This is a genomic window from Actinomadura geliboluensis, from assembly GCF_043197915.1.
In the GTDB taxonomy this organism is placed as follows: Bacteria; Actinomycetota; Actinomycetes; order Streptosporangiales; family Streptosporangiaceae; genus Spirillospora; species Spirillospora geliboluensis.
This window is the reverse complement of the sequence record NZ_JBICUA010000001.1, coordinates 73,793-88,209: the sequence shown is the minus strand read 5'-3', so window position 1 is coordinate 88,209 and position 14,417 is coordinate 73,793. Positions and strand designations below refer to the sequence as shown.

The following is a 14,417-nucleotide window of genomic DNA, read 5'->3' as shown; positions in this document are numbered from 1 at the left end:
GTGCATCTCGTACCATTGTGTGGGGTGGGGCGAGATCGCGGCCTCCCGTGTGGAGGCTGAGACGCCTAGAGGGGGCAGACATGGACGGCCACCACATGCCGGACGTCCGGCGCGCCGGGCTCGTCTGGCAGAAGAGCCGCCGGAGCAACCCGTCCGGGAACTGCGTCGAGATGGCCGAACTCCCCAGCGGGGAGATCGCCGTGCGCAACTCCCGGGACCCGGAGGGAGCGATCCTCGTCTACACGCGCGAGGAGGTGGAGGCGTTCGTGGGCGGGGCCAAGGACGGCGACTTCGACCACATGCTCGTCTGACGCCCGATAAACCGAACGGCATTCCAATCGGCGGTCCGGCCCGGTAGGTTGCGGCCATGCACCTGGGGCAGATCGCCGCTCAGACGCCCGACAAGCCCGCCGTGATCATGGCGGGCTCCGGGCGGGTCGTCACCTTCCGGGAACTGAACGAGGAGTCCAACCGGCTCGCGCAGCTGCTCCGCGCGGAGGGGCTGCGCCCGGGGGACCACATCGCGTTCATGCTGGAGAACCATCCGCTCTACCTGGCCATCGCCTGGGCCGCCCAGCGGTCGGGCCTCTACTACACCCCCATCAGCTCGCGGCTCCAGGACGAGGAGCTCGCCTACATCGTGGGCAACTGCGAGGCCAAGGTCTTCATCGCCGGCGCGTCGATGGAGGCGGCCGCGCGATCCGCGCCGGACGTGCCGCTGTGCCTCATGCTCGGCGGCACGGCCCCCGGCTACGAGTCGTACGAGGAGCGCGTCGCCCGGTACCCGTCCACCCCGATCGAGGACGAGTGCGAGGGCATGGACATGCTCTACTCGTCGGGCACCACGGGCCGCCCCAAGGGCGTGAAGCCGCCGCTGTCCAAGGCGCCCATGGGCGAGGCCGGGCCGCTCTACATGCTGATCTCGCACCTGTTCGCGGCCGGCGGCGACTCGGTGTACCTGTCCCCGGCGCCGCTCTACCACGCCGCGCCGCTGCGCTACTCGCTCGTCTTCCACCGCCTCGGCGCCACCGTCGTCGTGATGGAGAAGTTCGACCCCGAGCAGGCGCTCGCCGCCATCGAGAAGTACCGCGTCACGCACAGCCAGTGGGTGCCGACCATGTTCATCCGGATGCTGAAGCTCCCGGACGAGACCCGCGCCCGCTACGACCTCTCCTCGCTGGCCTACGCCGTGCACGCGGCAGCGCCCTGCCCCGTCCCCGCCAAGGAGCGGATGATCGAGTGGTGGGGCCCGATCCTGCACGAGTACTACGCGGGCACCGAGGGCAACTGCTTCGTCTACACCAACTCCGAGGACTGGCTCGCCCACAAGGGCTCCGTCGGGCGTCCAATCCTGGGCGAGGTCCACGTGTGCGACGAGGAGGGCGACGAGCTGCCGCCGGGCGAGTCCGGCACGCTCTACTTCGGCAACGGGCCCACGTTCGAGTACCACGGCGACGAGGAGAAGACCGCCGCCACCCGCGACCCGAAGGGCCGCGGCTGGACCACCCTCGGCGACGTCGGCTACGTGGACGAGGACGGCTTCCTCTACCTCACCGACCGCCGCGCCTACATGATCATCAGCGGCGGGGTGAACATCTACCCGCAGGAGGCCGAGAACGTCCTCGCGGTGCACCCCAAGGTCGCCGACGTCGCGGTGTTCGGCGTCCCCGACGCCGAGATGGGGGAGGCGGTGAAGGCCGTCGTCCAGCCCCTGTCGATGGACGAGGCCGGCCCCGAGTTGGAGGCCGAGCTGATCGCCTATTGCCGCGACCACCTCGCCCACTACAAGTGCCCGCGGTCGGTCGACTTCCGGCCCGAACTGCCCCGGCACCCGACCGGCAAGCTCTACAAGCGGCTGCTGAAGGACGAGTACTGGGCCGACAAGCGGTCTGCGACGGCCTGAGAGGGCCCTGAAAAGGCGAAACCCCGGCCGGGCCCACTCGGGGTCCGGCCGGGGTCTGGAACGCGCCAGGGACGTTCTAGTGCATCGGCATCGGCGCGTCGACCGCCGGGGTCTCCGGCTTCTTGCGCGGCAGCAGCAGCGCCGGCAGGAACGCCAGGGCGATCAGGCCGACCGCGTACCAGTAGGTGTGCTGGAACGCGTCCGCCATCGGCCCGGCGATCTTCTCCATGATCGCTGGCGGCACCTTCTCCGTGCTGCCGATCTCGCCGCCGGCCCCGCCGCCGAGCTTGGCGGTGAGCTGGTTCGCCAGCAGCACCGACATCAGCGCGGTGCCGATGGAGGCCGACACCTGCTGGATGATGTTCAGCATCGTGCTGGCCCGCGGGACCTCGTCGTGGCCGAGGGTCTGGATGGCCGCGGCCATCGTCGGCATCATGGTCAGGCCCATGCCGAGACCCATCACGAACAGCACCGTGCCGAGCACCCAGTAGGACGTGTCGCCCTCCAGCACCGCCGCGAAGCCGGCGACCGAGAGCACCACCACGACCAGGCCGCCGAGCACGACCCGCCCGGGGCCGATCCGGTCGGTGAGCTTGCCGCCGATCGGCATCGTGACCATCGCGCCGAACCCCTGCGGGGCCAGCAGCAGGCCGGCCGCCATCGCGCCCTCGCCGCGCACCACCTGGTAGTACAGCGGCAGCAGCAGCATCGCGCCCATGAACGCGGTCACGAACATCACCATCGTGCCGGAGGCCGCCGCCACCGACCGGCGCTTCAGCAGCCGCAGGTCGATCAGGGGGCTCGCGGCCGTCAGCGCACGGAACACGAACGCGATCACCAGCACCGCGCCGGCGACCGTGAACACCGCCGGCTCGGTCTGCAGGAAGTCCTTCTCCTCGGCGCCGCGCGCGATGCCGTAGATCAGGGCCGCCAGACCGGGCGACAGCAGGAGCAGCCCGAGCAGGTCGAGCCGCTCGGCCGGCTTCGGCTCGTCCCGCTTGAGGATCTTCGCGGCCAGCACCAGCGAGATGATCCCGATCGGCAGGTTGATGAAGAAGATCCAGCGCCACGACACGTCGTCGACGAGGTAGCCGCCGATGATCGGGCCGAGGATCGGGCCGAGCAGCATCGGCACGCCGACGATGCTCATCACCTGGCCGACCCGCTGCGGGCCGGCCGCCTGGGTCATGATCGTCATACCGGCCGGCATGATCATGCCGCCGCCGAGGCCCTGCAGCACCCGGAAGAGGATCAGGGACTCCGCCGACCAGGCCAGGCCGGCGAGCGTCGAGCCGATCACGAACAGCAGGATCGACACCATGTACAGGCGCTTGGTGCCGAACCTCGCACACGCCCAACCGGTGACCGGGATCACCGTGGCCAGCGCCAGTGTGTAGCCCGTCGCCACCCACTGGATCGTCGCCAGGGAGGTGTTGAACTCCTTGGCCAGGTCGTTGATGGCAACGTTGACGACGGTCACGTCCAGGATGGACATGATCGCGCCGAGGACGACGACCCCGGCCACGGCCAGCACGCCGCGGTCGAGACCGCCGCCGGCGTCGGGTTGCTTCAGTGGTGGGCCATCCGCCGTCGCTTGAGACGCGGGAGCGGTCAACTCTCTTCCAATCGTCGGGGCCCGCACGCGGGCACGCAGGACCGTGGGCACGTTTTCAGGGGGTAGGTCGCAAAAATACTGCAGCGACTGACACTTTCGCGAACCGTTAAACTTCGCGCGCTCCGGGAGTATTCCAGCGGGGTCCGACGAATCGGCCCTGCTCTCCGGCCTCCAGCCTGAGACCTCGACCACACTCGAGGTCAACGAGGTGTGACGCACACGACACCGGACTCCTCCCTTCGCGCTCCCTCAATGGACCGGCGCCACGCCGAGAACTCATCGCCGTCAACCGGACAACTCGCCGCACCCTCGCTGCCGGGCCGCTCACCTGCGTCGGCGCACGAAAAGTAGTCGCACGATCACGGCGTCCAGTCGCGTCTTATGTGCTCCGGACTGGCTCAGCGGTAGCCCGCCAGGCCGTCCGCGAGTTCCTCGTCGTCGCCGTCGCGGACGGCGTAGAGGGCCTGCTGCAGGGCGAACGTGCCGCGGATCGCGGCGACGCGGGCGAGGAGTCCACGGTGCGACCCCGCGCTGAGAGCGAGCACCCGTTCCAGCAGCTCAGGGCCGTAACTGGCGCCGATGGCGGCGAGGTCTTCGGCGGGGTCGCCGAGGGCGACGTCGTCCCAGTCGAGCACTCCGGAGAGGCGCGGCAGGCCGTCTGCCCACTCCCACAGGACGTTCTCGGCGCCGAGGTCGCCATGCACCACTGCGTGCGTGACATGGGGGAGGCCGTCGAGTGCCGCGAGTTCCCGCTCGGCGCGCAGGCGCCCACTGCCGGACATGAGCTGGAACAACTCCGCGCGCACGTCCTCCGCGAACCGCCGCCAGTGGTCTTCCGATGCCTGGGGGATGACCGCCCGTACCGTCTCGTCGGCGCCGGCACGGGCGAGACCGGACAGCAGCGCGGCGTACTGCGTTGCCACGGAGTCGATCACGTGGGCGTCGTTGAGTGCGCCGGTCTCCAGTGGCTGCCCCGGAATGCGGCTGAGGACCAGGAACGGCGGCTCGCCGGTGCCGGGGGTGCTGCCCTGCGACAGCGGCTCGGGCGTGCGGAAGCCGAGGCCGAGGCGGGCGAGCGCGTGAAGTACGGCCGCCCGCGCGGGCAGCCGGTCGGCCGCCGCCGGGGTGCGGGGCAGGCACACGACGCGGTCCGCGCCCATCACCACGATGTGGAACTGGCCTTGGCGTACTTGCAGGTCATCCGGGTCGTCATCGGGCAGCAGACGGTTCAGCAGATCGCGATGATCCATTAGCGGACTTTCAGTCGCCGTCCGAGCGCCTCGGCCCCACGGACGTCCTGCCCTGCCTCGACGGTGACGGTGAGTTTGCGGTTGGCGGCCAGAGGCGCGAGATCGAGCCCGGGTGCGGCGCCGCCGAGGCCGAGCCGCCGGAGGTTCGGCAGGGAGGCCAACGGGCTCAGATCTCCGAGGCGGGCGCAATCGTTGAACCAGAGTTCACGCAATTCGGAGAGGCCACGCAGTGCCCGGAGGTCTTCGATGCGGGTCCCGGACAGGTTCAGGAACCGCAGGCCGGCCACGGAGGAGAGCGGCTGGAAGTCGGTCACGTTCTCGCAGTGAGCGATATATAGGCCCTTCAGCGGCAGGACGGAGAGCGGCCGAAGGTCCGTGACCCAGGCGCAGCGGCTCGCGCCCAGCAATGTGAGGCGGGGGGCCGCTCGGCTTATGCGCTCCAGGCCGTCGTCAAGACGCGAATCGCTGACCCCGAGAGTCAGGAGTCTCTCCAGGGCAGGGAGCACGGTGAGGCTCGTCAGGTGGGCGCATCCGTCCAGCCACAGGGTCGTTACTTCAGATTGGCGCCAGAGCGGCGAGTAGTCGGTGATCATGTCGCAACCCCTCAGCCAGAGTTCTTCGAGACGAGGGAGGCCGTCCAGAAAGGCGAGGGCGCCGAGACGAGGATGGCCGAGTGTGAGGGCACGCAGTGCGGGCAGCGGTGGCAGGAGCGTCGGATCGACCATCGACCTCTTGGCGCGGAGGCCGAGGTAGATCAGCGTCTTCGCGTGGCGGGTGAGGAAGTCGAGATCCTCGATGTCGTCCATGTGGACGAACAGGTCGGACAAGGGCTGAACACGACTGAGGGCGCGCACATGATGCGGGGCGTGGGACAGCGTGAGCGTGCCCCCTGCCGGGGCATTGGCGAGCACCCGATGGGCGAACTCTTCGGCGTCGAAGTAGGACCACGCTGCGGCGACCTGGTTCCGAACCTCAGAGCGGACATCGGAGGCGTAGCGTGCGAGGACGCCCAGGGCGTGCGGCCCGTTGATCAGGCAGGCCGTTTGCACGGTCGCGCGGGCGGCCGCCACGCTGAGGTTCTCGAGCGTCTCCGGCAGCCGGGTGAGCACGGGCTCGCCGGCGGTGGCGAGGGAGCGGGCCGAAGCCTCGTCTCGGGGTGGGACCAGGTCGTCCAAGCACTGGTCGAGGTCTTCCCGGATATCGTCCGGCACCGACGGGAGTGTCTCCAGGCAGGCGACGGCCACCAGTTTCAACGTGCGGGTGCGTCGTGGCTCGGACCGGGCGCGGCTCAGGATGCCGGAGAGAAGTTCGCGCCGCAGCGGCTCGTTGGCGTGGCCGGCGGCCATGATGACGGTCTCCCGCCACGTGTCGCGGTGCGCGTACCTGATGAGGATGTCCATGTCGCCGAGGTCGGCGGCCTGCTTGGCGGCGAGGTACTCCTGGACGGTCCGGTGGACGAAGTCGATGCGGCCCGGGACCGGCTCGCGCAGGACGCCGCTGCGCTGGAGCAGGTCGTCCAAGACGGCGCTCGGTTGAACCTGGACCTGCGGCATCGACGACAGCCGGTCGGCGACGAGTCGCTCGACCATGGGTTTCGGCAGTTCCACGCGGCCGCTGGTGGAGAGGTGCCAGGCGATGTCCTGCAATATGCGGATCTTCTGCTCGCGTTCGAGGACGCTCGGGATGCCGCGCTTGGTGTCACGCGTCTCCAGGAGCATCTCGAGGGCGGCGCCGTAGAGGCCCATGCGATTGCGCGGGAGCGTCTCTCGGTCGAGGTTGAGCGCGCAGAGCATGGCGGCGAGCAGCGGGCTGGACGCGAGGGCCCGCAGGTGAGAGGCGGCCTCAAGTCGTGCCAGGAGCCGCGCCTCGTAGGACGGCAGGCGCTCCGGCTCGCAGGGCAGGTCGGCGCAGTCGCGGACGGCGGTGTGCCAGTGCTGGACGAGCGTCCTGATCTCCGCCGGGGAGAGCTGCTCAAGGAAGGCCGTCGCGAACCCTTCGGCGCGGAGCCAGTCGGAGGCGGCCGCCGCCGGACGCGAGGTGACGATGATCCGGATGTCGCGGAACTCGGTGACGATCCGCTTGAGCCATTCCCGGACCGCCTGGCGCTGGCTACCGGTGACCTCGTCCACGCCGTCCACGAGGAGCAGTGCCCGGCCCGATGAGAGCTGCCGGTGCGCCCACCCCCGCGGCATGATCCCGGCGAGGTGACCGGCGACGTCGTCGATGAACTCTTCGGGACGCGGCAAGGACTTGCCCGCGTGGCTGCGCAGCTTGATGACGAAGGGGATCGACCCGTTCCACTCGCTCAGCGGGCCGCTGAACGAACCCCGGGCGGCCGTGACCGCGAGCCATCGCAGCAAGGTGCTCTTGCCGCCGCCCGCCTCACCGCGCAACAGCATCAGCCGGTGGTCGGCCAAGGCCGCTTCGACCCGGACGGACCCGGCCCTGACCTCGTCCCGCCAATCGCTGACCGGCACGGCATGCGGCCTCGACGGGCGGGGAGCCCGCTTGCTCTCATCCGACACATTGAGGCTGATGTAGGCGACGCTCAGCGCGGTCTGCGGACGCGTGAACCGCTCGAACCGGACGCCGAACAGTTCCAGGGTGTCGAGGGACTCGCTGATCGAAGCGAGGTACCGGCGGGTGAACTCGTCATCGTCCGACGTGCCTTCCGGCGCGTCGAGGGTGCGTGCGGGGAGCCGCGCCAGGACGGCGCCGACCTGGTCGGCCAGCCCGCTCAGCCTGCCCAGCATCTCCGCCGACGCGCGCGGCCCGAACTGCGGGAGGTGGACGATGATGCGGGCGAGGCAGTCGCAACACTCGTCCAGCACCACCTCGTACAGCCGGGCACCGGCCTCGCCCAGTTCGAACTCGGCTCGCCGGGGTGGAAGGCGCGTCCGCAGGCCGCGCGCCAGCTTCACCGGGTCGGCGTCGGCCGAGAAGAAGGCGTCGTCCGACAGATCGGCATTGTCGAGAGTGCGGACCACCTCGTGCAGCGCCGCCTGGCGGTCGCCGTCGGTGAGCCCGCCGAATTCGCGTCCCGCGAAGGTCAGGAGCCGGTCGGCGACCGAATCCGCGATGTCCTCGAACTGCCGCTGGACGCGCCGCCGCCTGATCTCGTCCGGAAACCCCGTCTTGATCAGTTCGACGAGGTCCCGGCCGGCTCCGTCCCTGGTCGAGCGCCCGGCGAGCCACCGCCCCACGGCCAGTTGCGTCACCGACATGCCCACCCGCACCGCGGCGACCTCGACCGACACGCCACCCCCCGGATTCAGTGGAAGCTGCCATTATGGCGAGTAATCGGGCGCTGTTTCCCGGCTTTCCCGCGTCCATGTTCGGACGCCGGATGCGGGTCATCTCGAATCACCCGGCGTGCGCGGACGAGTCCATCCGAGTAGCCCACTTCCTGCTACTGGAGGTCCAGACACCCCTGTTCTTTCGACACCGCTCCGCCCCGGGTGTGACGTACGGCATGCCCGGTCGGGGCGCGGCCGTCCCGCCGGGGCGGGCGGCTCGGCTCAGGCGCGGATCGCGGTGGCGACGACCGTGGTGTAGCCCATGGTGAACGCGCCGCCCGCGGCGTCGATGGCGGCGCCGATGTCGGCGAGGATCTGCCGCTGCCTGTCCGCCGGGACCCGGGAGTGCAGGCCGAAGGTCGGGACCTGCTCCAGCCATTCGTCGCGGGTGTAGTCGCGCTCCCAGGGGAAGCGCCACTCCTCCGGGTCGCCGAACCCGCCCGCCTCCCGCATGCCGTCGGACGCCTTGTCGCACATCAGCGAGTACGCCTCCGGGCCGGGCAGCGGGCTCTGGAACAGCGGCGAGTCCGGCATGGCCCGGCGGTAGGCGGCGGCCATGGCGTCCCCGAGGTCGGGCGGAGGCTGGAACGAGTGCCAGAACACCGCCAGGCGCCCGCCGGGACGCAGTGCCCGCGCCGCCTTGGCCGCGCCCGCGACCGGGTCGACCCAGTGCCACGCCTGCCCGGCGACGACCGTGTCGAACGTCCGGCCGGCCGGGTCCCAGTCCTCGATGGTGGACACCTCGACCGGGACGCCGGCGCGTTCGGCCAGGCCGGCCATGCGGGCGTCGGGCTCGACGCCGAGGACGCGGCAGCCGGCCGCCTGGAACTGGCGGGCCGCGATGCCGGTCCCGCAGCCGACGTCGACGACGTCCGGCCCGAGCGCGGCGAGGCGTGCCACGAGGGCGTCCGGATAGCCGGGGCGCGTCTGGTCGTAGCGCTCGGCGTCCGCGCCGAACGACTCCGCCACATCGCGCGCCCGATGGGGCTCGTTCGATAGAGTGGGCATGTGCCCACTCTAGTGGGCGCCTGCCCACTTGTCGAGAGGACGGTGCGACGTGCCCACAGGGGTGGCTCTCCGGGACGTGCGCGAGCAGCTGTTCGACGCCGCCGAGCGCGTCCTGCTCCACGGCGGTCCGAGCGCGCTGACCAGCCGCGCGGTCACCGACGAGGCGGGGGTCGCCAAGGGGGTGCTGCACCGGCACTTCGCCGACTTCGACGCGTTCCTCGCCGACTTCGTCATCGACCGCGCCGGCCGGATGGACCCGCAGGCCGCCGCGCTGCGCGAGTCCGCCGGGACGGGCGAGATCGCCGGCAACCTCACCGGCGCGCTGACGGCGCTGTTCGGGTCGGTCGCCGTCGCGATCGTCCCGCTGATCACGTTCCGGACCCAGCTGCGGGTCCGGCTGCGGCGGGTCTGGCCGGCCGGCGTCCCGGTGCTGACCGAGGCCGTGGACGTGGTCGCGGGCTACCTCACCGCCGAACGCGACCTCGGCCGCCTCCGCCCGGACGCCGACATCGGCACGCTCGCGCCCACCCTGATCGGGGCCGCGCACCTGCTGTTCGCCGACAGCTCCGGGCCCCCGCCGGAGCCGGACGCCGTCCGGAAGATGGTGGCGACCGTCATCGCCGGCGCCGTCTCCTGACCGTCAGCGCTTGACGGCCACGCCGCCGTACATCGAGACCTGGGAGTCGTCGATCGCGCGGGCCCGCTCGTCCGGCCGCCAGTGGTGGACGGGCGTCAGCCCCGGCTCGATCAGCTCGAAGCCGTCGAAGAAGCTCCGCACCTGGGCCTTCGTGCGGGCCTTGGAGTTGATCCCGCGCGCGTTGTACCTGCGGACGGCGTCGCCGACCTCCTCGGGGGCGCTGTCGATCGTGATCGTGGAGAGCGCGAGGTGGCTGCCGGACGGGAGCGCGTCCATGAGCCGGCGCACGACGCCGCGCGCCAGCTCCTCGTCGTGGACGAAGTGGAGCACCGCGATGAGGCAGAGCGCCACCGGCCGGGACAGGTCGAGCGTGTCGCGCACCACCGGTGACGCCAGGATGGCGTCCGGCTCGGCGAGGTCGGCGTGGATGTAGCGCGACCGCCCCTCGGGGGTGCCGGTGAGCAGGGCGCGGGCGTGCACCAGCACGATCGGGTCGTTGTCGACGTAGACCACGCGGGCGGACGGATCGACCCCCTGGACCACCTCGTGCAGGTTCGGCGACGTCGGCAGGCCGGTGCCGATGTCGAGGAACTGCCTGATGCCGGCCTCGGCGGCCAGGTACCGCGCCACCCGGACCATGAACTCGCGGTTCGCCCGCACCGACGTGCGCATGTAGGGGGCGATCCTGACGACCTCCTCGGCCGCGGCCCGGTCGGCGGCGTAGTTGTCCTTGCCGCCGAGCAGGTAGTCGTAGACCCGCGCGGAGTGGGCCACGTCGGTCCTCAGGTCGGCCGAGGTCGGCTCACTCTCCGATGCGTCCGGCACGGTGGCCCCCATACGTCGCTGTAGTGGTGCGGGCCACATATTAGTAAGTCTTGTTTCCAGATGGGCCGGTTCGCCCGAGTTCACCGGCCGGGGGAGCGCAGCCGGGCGTAGACGTCGCCGGACCGGCCGCGCGGCCGGATGCCCTCCAGCCGCCGCCGCAGCTCGGCGGCGCTCAGCCAGCGCGGGCTCGCGAGCCGCATGGTCTCGATGGGGGAGTAGTTGTACTCGTACGCGCCGAGCCGCTCCACGAGGCCCAGCGCCTCCAGCGCGGCGTCGTGCGCCGACGGGACGTACTCGAACGACAGCGCGGGGACCGGCCGGGACAGGCCCGCGAGGACGTCCGCCTCGAAGCCCTCGACGTCGATCTTGCAGAAGGCGGGCTCGCCGTGCGCCGCGACGAGGGCGTCCAGCGTGGTCACCTCCACCTCGACCGAGCGGTCCCAGCGGACGCGGGCGAAGCTGCTGTCGGTCGTCACCGACCTGATCCAGCCGGGCGACATCGAGGACACCGTCGGCGTCGCGGTGGACAGCGCCAGGTGCGCCTTCCCCGGCTCCGCGCCGGCCGCGCCCGGCACGATCGCGACGTCCCGGTCACGCCCGAAGAACAGCCGCAGCACGCGCAGGCAGTCGGGCTGAGGCTCGACCGCGACCACGCGCGCCCCGAGCCGCCGCCAGACCCGCACTCGGCCGCCCACGTGCGCGCCGATGTCGAACGCCACGTCACCGGGCCCGATGAACATGCCGTAGAGCCGCTTCGCGCGCCGGTGCTTGCCCGGAACCCCGTAGTACATGACCAGCGACCGGGCGATCCCATAGGCGCGCAGCAGCATCCGCCGACCCTACCGCGCCCGCCGCGCCCCGCACGGGCGTGCAACAGATCCGGGGCCTGGCGCGTCCTGGGTGCGACGGAAGGACGGGTCTTTGGACGACGACGGCGTGACGTACGAGGAATTCGTGGCGACACGTGCCCAGGCTCTGCTGCGCTACGGCTTTGTCCTCACCGGCAACGCCGACGACGCGGCGGATCTGCTGCAGGAGGGGCTGATCAGGCTGCGCGGCGCCTGGGGACGGGTCGTCAACAAGAACGATCCCGAGGGGTACGTCCGGAAGATCATGGCGCGGCAGCACATCAGCATGTGGCGGCGGCGAAGACGCGAGCACCTGATGGGCAGCGTGCCGGAACGGCGCTACGACGACCCCGGCCTGGCCCGGGCCGAGAGCGACCCGCGGCTGTGGGAGGCGCTGGCGGTGCTTCCCCGCCGGCAGCGCGCGGTGCTGGTCCTGCGCTACTACGAGGACCTGTCCGACGAGGAGATCGCCGCAATGCTCGGCATATCGCGCGGGACGGTCCGCAGCCAGGCCGCCCGCGCGCTCGACAAGCTCCGCGCGGACCGGCGCCCGGCCGCCGCCGCGTCCACGGCGGGAGGACGCCATGAACGATGACCTGGGCACGGCCCTGCGCGGCACGCTGGCGACCGCGGCGCGGGAGGCCCCGGCCGTCCGGCCGGAACTGCTGGAGACCGTCGAGGCGGCGCACCGCCGCCGCCGGCGCCGCCGGGTGTCGGCCGCCGCGCTCGGCGCCGCCGTCCTCGTCGGCGGGACGGGCGCGGTCGGCATGGTGGCGCGCTCCGGCGACGGGCCGCCCCCGGTCGCCGCGCCCGGCGCGCTGAAGCCGCTGTCGGCCGCCGACCTCGGCACGCCGGTCAAGGTGCGCGAACGCTGGCCGGACGCGGTCCGGAGCGTCCCCGGGCGGCTGCCGAACGGGCGCACCCTGCACCCCGTCGCGCTGCTGGACGGCGACGTGCTGGTCGGGACGACCTGGGCGTCCCTGCAACTCCCGGACAAGCTGTGGTCCTACGACCTCGGCACCGGCCGCGCCAATGTGATCACCGACCTCGTGGTCCCGCCCGGATCGAGGATCTACTCGTCCGACTTCACCATCGCGCGGGGCCGGGTCGTCTGGTGGCTGTCGTACCGGGCGGGCGGCCGCGACACGGCCGAGGTCTGGGGCGCGCCGCTCGCCGGCGGCACCGCGCACAAGATCACCGGGCTGCCGGGGGACGGCGTGTCCACGCTGCTCATCGACGGGGACAGCGTCGTCATGGGGATGGGCGGCGCCGTGTACCGGGCGCCGCTGGCGGGCGGCGCGCCCGTGAAGGTCCCCGGCAGCGACGGGTTCGCGATCGTGTCCTGGCCGTGGATCGGCTCCCCCGCGTCACGCGAGGGCGGGCTCGGCTCCATCGGGTTCGGGTCGCTGCGGAACGCGGCGACCGGCGAGCGCCGGGACGCCCGCCTCGCGCCGTTCAAGGGGGCGTGGTCGTGCGGCGTGACCTGGTGCGTCGGAGGCCCCACGTCCGGCGTCACCTACCACCGGGACATGAAGACCGCCGTGCAGCGCAGGGACGGGAAGGCCGGCAGGACCCTGCCCGGCGACCCCGTCGGCCCCGGGCCGGAACTCGTCTACGGCCGGTACCTTCCGTACTTCCCGGACGGTCTGTTCAAGACGAAGACCCACGTCCTGTACGACGTCGAGTCGGGCGTGCTGCTCGACACCGGGATACGGCGGAACAACGAGATGATGGGCGCCGCGCGCGACGACCGGGACCCGCAGTACTTCTTCACGACCAAGAGCGGGGCGATGCTGCTCGACCTGTCGAAGATCCGCTGACGGCGCGCCGCGCCGCCCGGCGGCGCCGCCCGTCCCGCGCTCGCGGGGCGGGCGGCGCGGCGGGTCAGGACGGCGGGAGGCCGAGCGCGCGGGCGATCAGCATCCGCTGCACCTCGGAGGTGCCCTCGCCGACTTCGAGGATCTTCGCGTCGCGGTAGAAGCGGCCGACCGCGTACTCGTTCATGAAGCCGTAGCCGCCGAAGACCTGCGTGGCGTCGCGGGCGTTGTCCATGGCCGCGTTGGACGCGACCAGCTTGGCGATCGCCGCCTCCTTCTTGAACGGCTCGCCGCGCAGCATCTTCGCGGCGGCGGCGTAGTAGGCGAGGCGCGCGGTGTGGGTGCGCGTCTCCATGTCGGCGATCTTGAACTGCATGGCCTGGTAGCGGCCGATCTCCCGGCCGAACGCCTCCCGCTCCCGGACGTAGCGGAGCGACTCGTCCACGCAGCCCTGGGCGAGGCCCACCGACAGCGCGGCGATCGCGATGCGGCCCTCGTCCAGGATGCGCAGGAACTGGGCGTAGCCCCGGCCGCGCTCGCCGACCAGGTTCTCGGCGGGGACCCGCACGTCGTCGAACGACAGCTCGCGCGTGTCGGACGACGACCAGCCAACCTTGGAGTACTTGCGCCCGACGGTGAAGCCGGGGGTGCCGTTCGGGACGATGATCGTGGAGATCTCGTTCTCGCCGGTGTAGGCGGTGACCGTGACGAACGCGGTGATGTCGGTGCCGGAGTTGGTGATGAACGCCTTCGACCCGTTGATCACCCAGGTGTCGCCGTCCAGCCGGGCGGTGGTGCGCATGCCGCCGGGGACGTCGGAGCCGCCGCCCGGCTCGGTCAGCCCGAACCCGGCCAGCTTCTCGCCGGAGGTGAGCGCCGGGAGCCACCGCTCCTTCTGCTCCTGCGACCCGAACCGGTAGATCGGCATCGCGCCGAGCGAGACCCCGGCCTCCAGCGTGATCGCCACGGACGAGTCGACGCGGGCGAGCTCCTCAAGGGCCAGGCAGAGCGTGAAGTAGTCGCCGCCCATGCCGCCGTGCTCCTCGGGGAACGGCAGCCCGAACAGCCCCATCTTCCCCATCCCGGCGACGATCTCGTACGGGAACTCGCCGCGCTCGTACAGGTCGCCGATCACCGGGGCGACGGTCTCGCGGGCGAACCGCTCGACCGTGCGCCGCAGTTCCTCCTGCTCGTCGGTGAGCGTGAAGTCGATCATGG

At 71.5% G+C, this 14,417-nt stretch carries 12 protein-coding genes; 5 read left to right on the top strand and 7 right to left on the bottom strand.

The window, feature by feature from the left end:
* Nucleotides 1–80 precede the first annotated feature (80 nt).
* Nucleotides 81–311 (top strand): DUF397 domain-containing protein, encoded by a 231-nt coding sequence (locus tag ACGFI1_RS00430; protein ID WP_392781637.1) that lies wholly within the window; start codon nt 81–83, stop codon nt 309–311.
* A 56-nt stretch (nt 312–367) separates the two neighbouring features.
* Nucleotides 368–1,903, top strand: a complete 1,536-nt coding sequence (locus ACGFI1_RS00425; RefSeq protein WP_392781635.1) for an acyl-CoA synthetase — start codon at nt 368–370, stop codon at nt 1,901–1,903.
* A 76-nt stretch (nt 1,904–1,979) separates the two neighbouring features.
* Here the strand turns inward: ACGFI1_RS00425 and ACGFI1_RS00420 are convergent, their stop codons facing one another.
* From ACGFI1_RS00420 to ACGFI1_RS00405, 4 genes are all read right to left on the bottom strand, one after another.
* Nucleotides 1,980–3,437: a DHA2 family efflux MFS transporter permease subunit gene (locus ACGFI1_RS00420; RefSeq protein ID WP_240807277.1), complete on the bottom strand. Its 1,458-nt coding sequence runs from the start codon at nt 3,435–3,437 to the stop codon at nt 1,980–1,982.
* 479 nt (nt 3,438–3,916) lie between these two features.
* Nucleotides 3,917–4,768, bottom strand: coding sequence for a viomycin phosphotransferase (gene vph / locus ACGFI1_RS00415; RefSeq protein WP_392781632.1), 852 nt, complete (start codon nt 4,766–4,768; stop codon nt 3,917–3,919).
* Nucleotides 4,768–8,025 (bottom strand): NACHT domain-containing protein, encoded by a 3,258-nt coding sequence (locus ACGFI1_RS00410; protein ID WP_392781629.1) that lies wholly within the window; start codon nt 8,023–8,025, stop codon nt 4,768–4,770. Before ACGFI1_RS00410 ends, vph begins: the two co-directional genes overlap by 1 nt.
* 261 nt (nt 8,026–8,286) lie before the next feature.
* Entirely contained in the window at nt 8,287–9,072 is a 786-nt protein-coding gene (locus ACGFI1_RS00405; protein WP_392781626.1) for a class I SAM-dependent methyltransferase, read from the bottom strand.
* A 49-nt stretch (nt 9,073–9,121) separates the two neighbouring features.
* Between ACGFI1_RS00405 and ACGFI1_RS00400 the strand changes: the two genes are divergently transcribed.
* The gene (locus ACGFI1_RS00400; RefSeq protein WP_387068523.1) at nt 9,122–9,709 is read left to right on the top strand and encodes a TetR/AcrR family transcriptional regulator; all 588 of its coding nucleotides are present in this window, start codon (nt 9,122–9,124) and stop codon (nt 9,707–9,709) included.
* 3 nt (nt 9,710–9,712) lie between these two features.
* Here ACGFI1_RS00400 and ACGFI1_RS00395 read toward each other — a convergent pair whose 3' ends face one another.
* Together ACGFI1_RS00395 and ACGFI1_RS00390 are read right to left on the bottom strand one after the other, a co-directional pair.
* Nucleotides 9,713–10,546 (bottom strand): SAM-dependent methyltransferase, encoded by an 834-nt coding sequence (locus ACGFI1_RS00395; RefSeq protein WP_392781624.1) that lies wholly within the window; start codon nt 10,544–10,546, stop codon nt 9,713–9,715.
* 68 nt (nt 10,547–10,614) lie between these two features.
* Nucleotides 10,615–11,364: an FkbM family methyltransferase gene (locus tag ACGFI1_RS00390; RefSeq protein ID WP_138635175.1), complete on the bottom strand. Its 750-nt coding sequence runs from the start codon at nt 11,362–11,364 to the stop codon at nt 10,615–10,617.
* A gap of 91 nt (nt 11,365–11,455) precedes the next feature.
* On the opposite strand from ACGFI1_RS00390, the gene ACGFI1_RS00385 reads away from it, so the two are divergent.
* Together ACGFI1_RS00385 and ACGFI1_RS00380 are read left to right on the top strand one after the other, a co-directional pair.
* Entirely contained in the window at nt 11,456–11,977 is a 522-nt protein-coding gene (locus ACGFI1_RS00385; RefSeq protein ID WP_392781621.1) for a SigE family RNA polymerase sigma factor, read from the top strand.
* On the top strand, nt 11,967–13,202 hold the full coding sequence (locus ACGFI1_RS00380; RefSeq protein WP_392781618.1) for a hypothetical protein: 1,236 nt from the start codon (nt 11,967–11,969) through the stop codon (nt 13,200–13,202). Before ACGFI1_RS00385 ends, ACGFI1_RS00380 begins: the two co-directional genes overlap by 11 nt.
* Before the next feature lie 64 nt (nt 13,203–13,266).
* Here ACGFI1_RS00380 and ACGFI1_RS00375 read toward each other — a convergent pair whose 3' ends face one another.
* A complete protein-coding gene (locus ACGFI1_RS00375) occupies nt 13,267–14,415 on the bottom strand; it encodes an acyl-CoA dehydrogenase family protein (RefSeq protein WP_138635179.1) in 1,149 nt (382 codons plus the stop codon).
* Nucleotides 14,416–14,417: the final 2 nt, after the last annotated feature.

Excerpts from the sequence above, each read along its gene's own strand:
- ACGFI1_RS00375 (WP_138635179.1), bottom strand. The coding sequence starts at position 14,415 with ATGATCGACTTCACGCTCACCGACGAGCAGGAGGAACTGCGGCGCACG.
- ACGFI1_RS00405 (WP_392781626.1), bottom strand. The coding sequence starts at position 9,072 with ATGCCCACTCTATCGAACGAGCCCCATCGGGCGCGCGATGTGGCGGAG.
- ACGFI1_RS00380 (WP_392781618.1), top strand. The coding sequence starts at position 11,967 with ATGAACGATGACCTGGGCACGGCCCTGCGCGGCACGCTGGCGACCGCG.
- ACGFI1_RS00430 (WP_392781637.1), top strand. The coding sequence starts at position 81 with ATGGACGGCCACCACATGCCGGACGTCCGGCGCGCCGGGCTCGTCTGG.
- ACGFI1_RS00390 (WP_138635175.1), bottom strand. The coding sequence starts at position 11,364 with ATGCTGCTGCGCGCCTATGGGATCGCCCGGTCGCTGGTCATGTACTAC.
- ACGFI1_RS00395 (WP_392781624.1), bottom strand. The coding sequence starts at position 10,546 with ATGGGGGCCACCGTGCCGGACGCATCGGAGAGTGAGCCGACCTCGGCC.
- vph (WP_392781632.1), bottom strand. The coding sequence starts at position 4,768 with ATGGATCATCGCGATCTGCTGAACCGTCTGCTGCCCGATGACGACCCG.
- ACGFI1_RS00425 (WP_392781635.1), top strand. The coding sequence starts at position 368 with ATGCACCTGGGGCAGATCGCCGCTCAGACGCCCGACAAGCCCGCCGTG.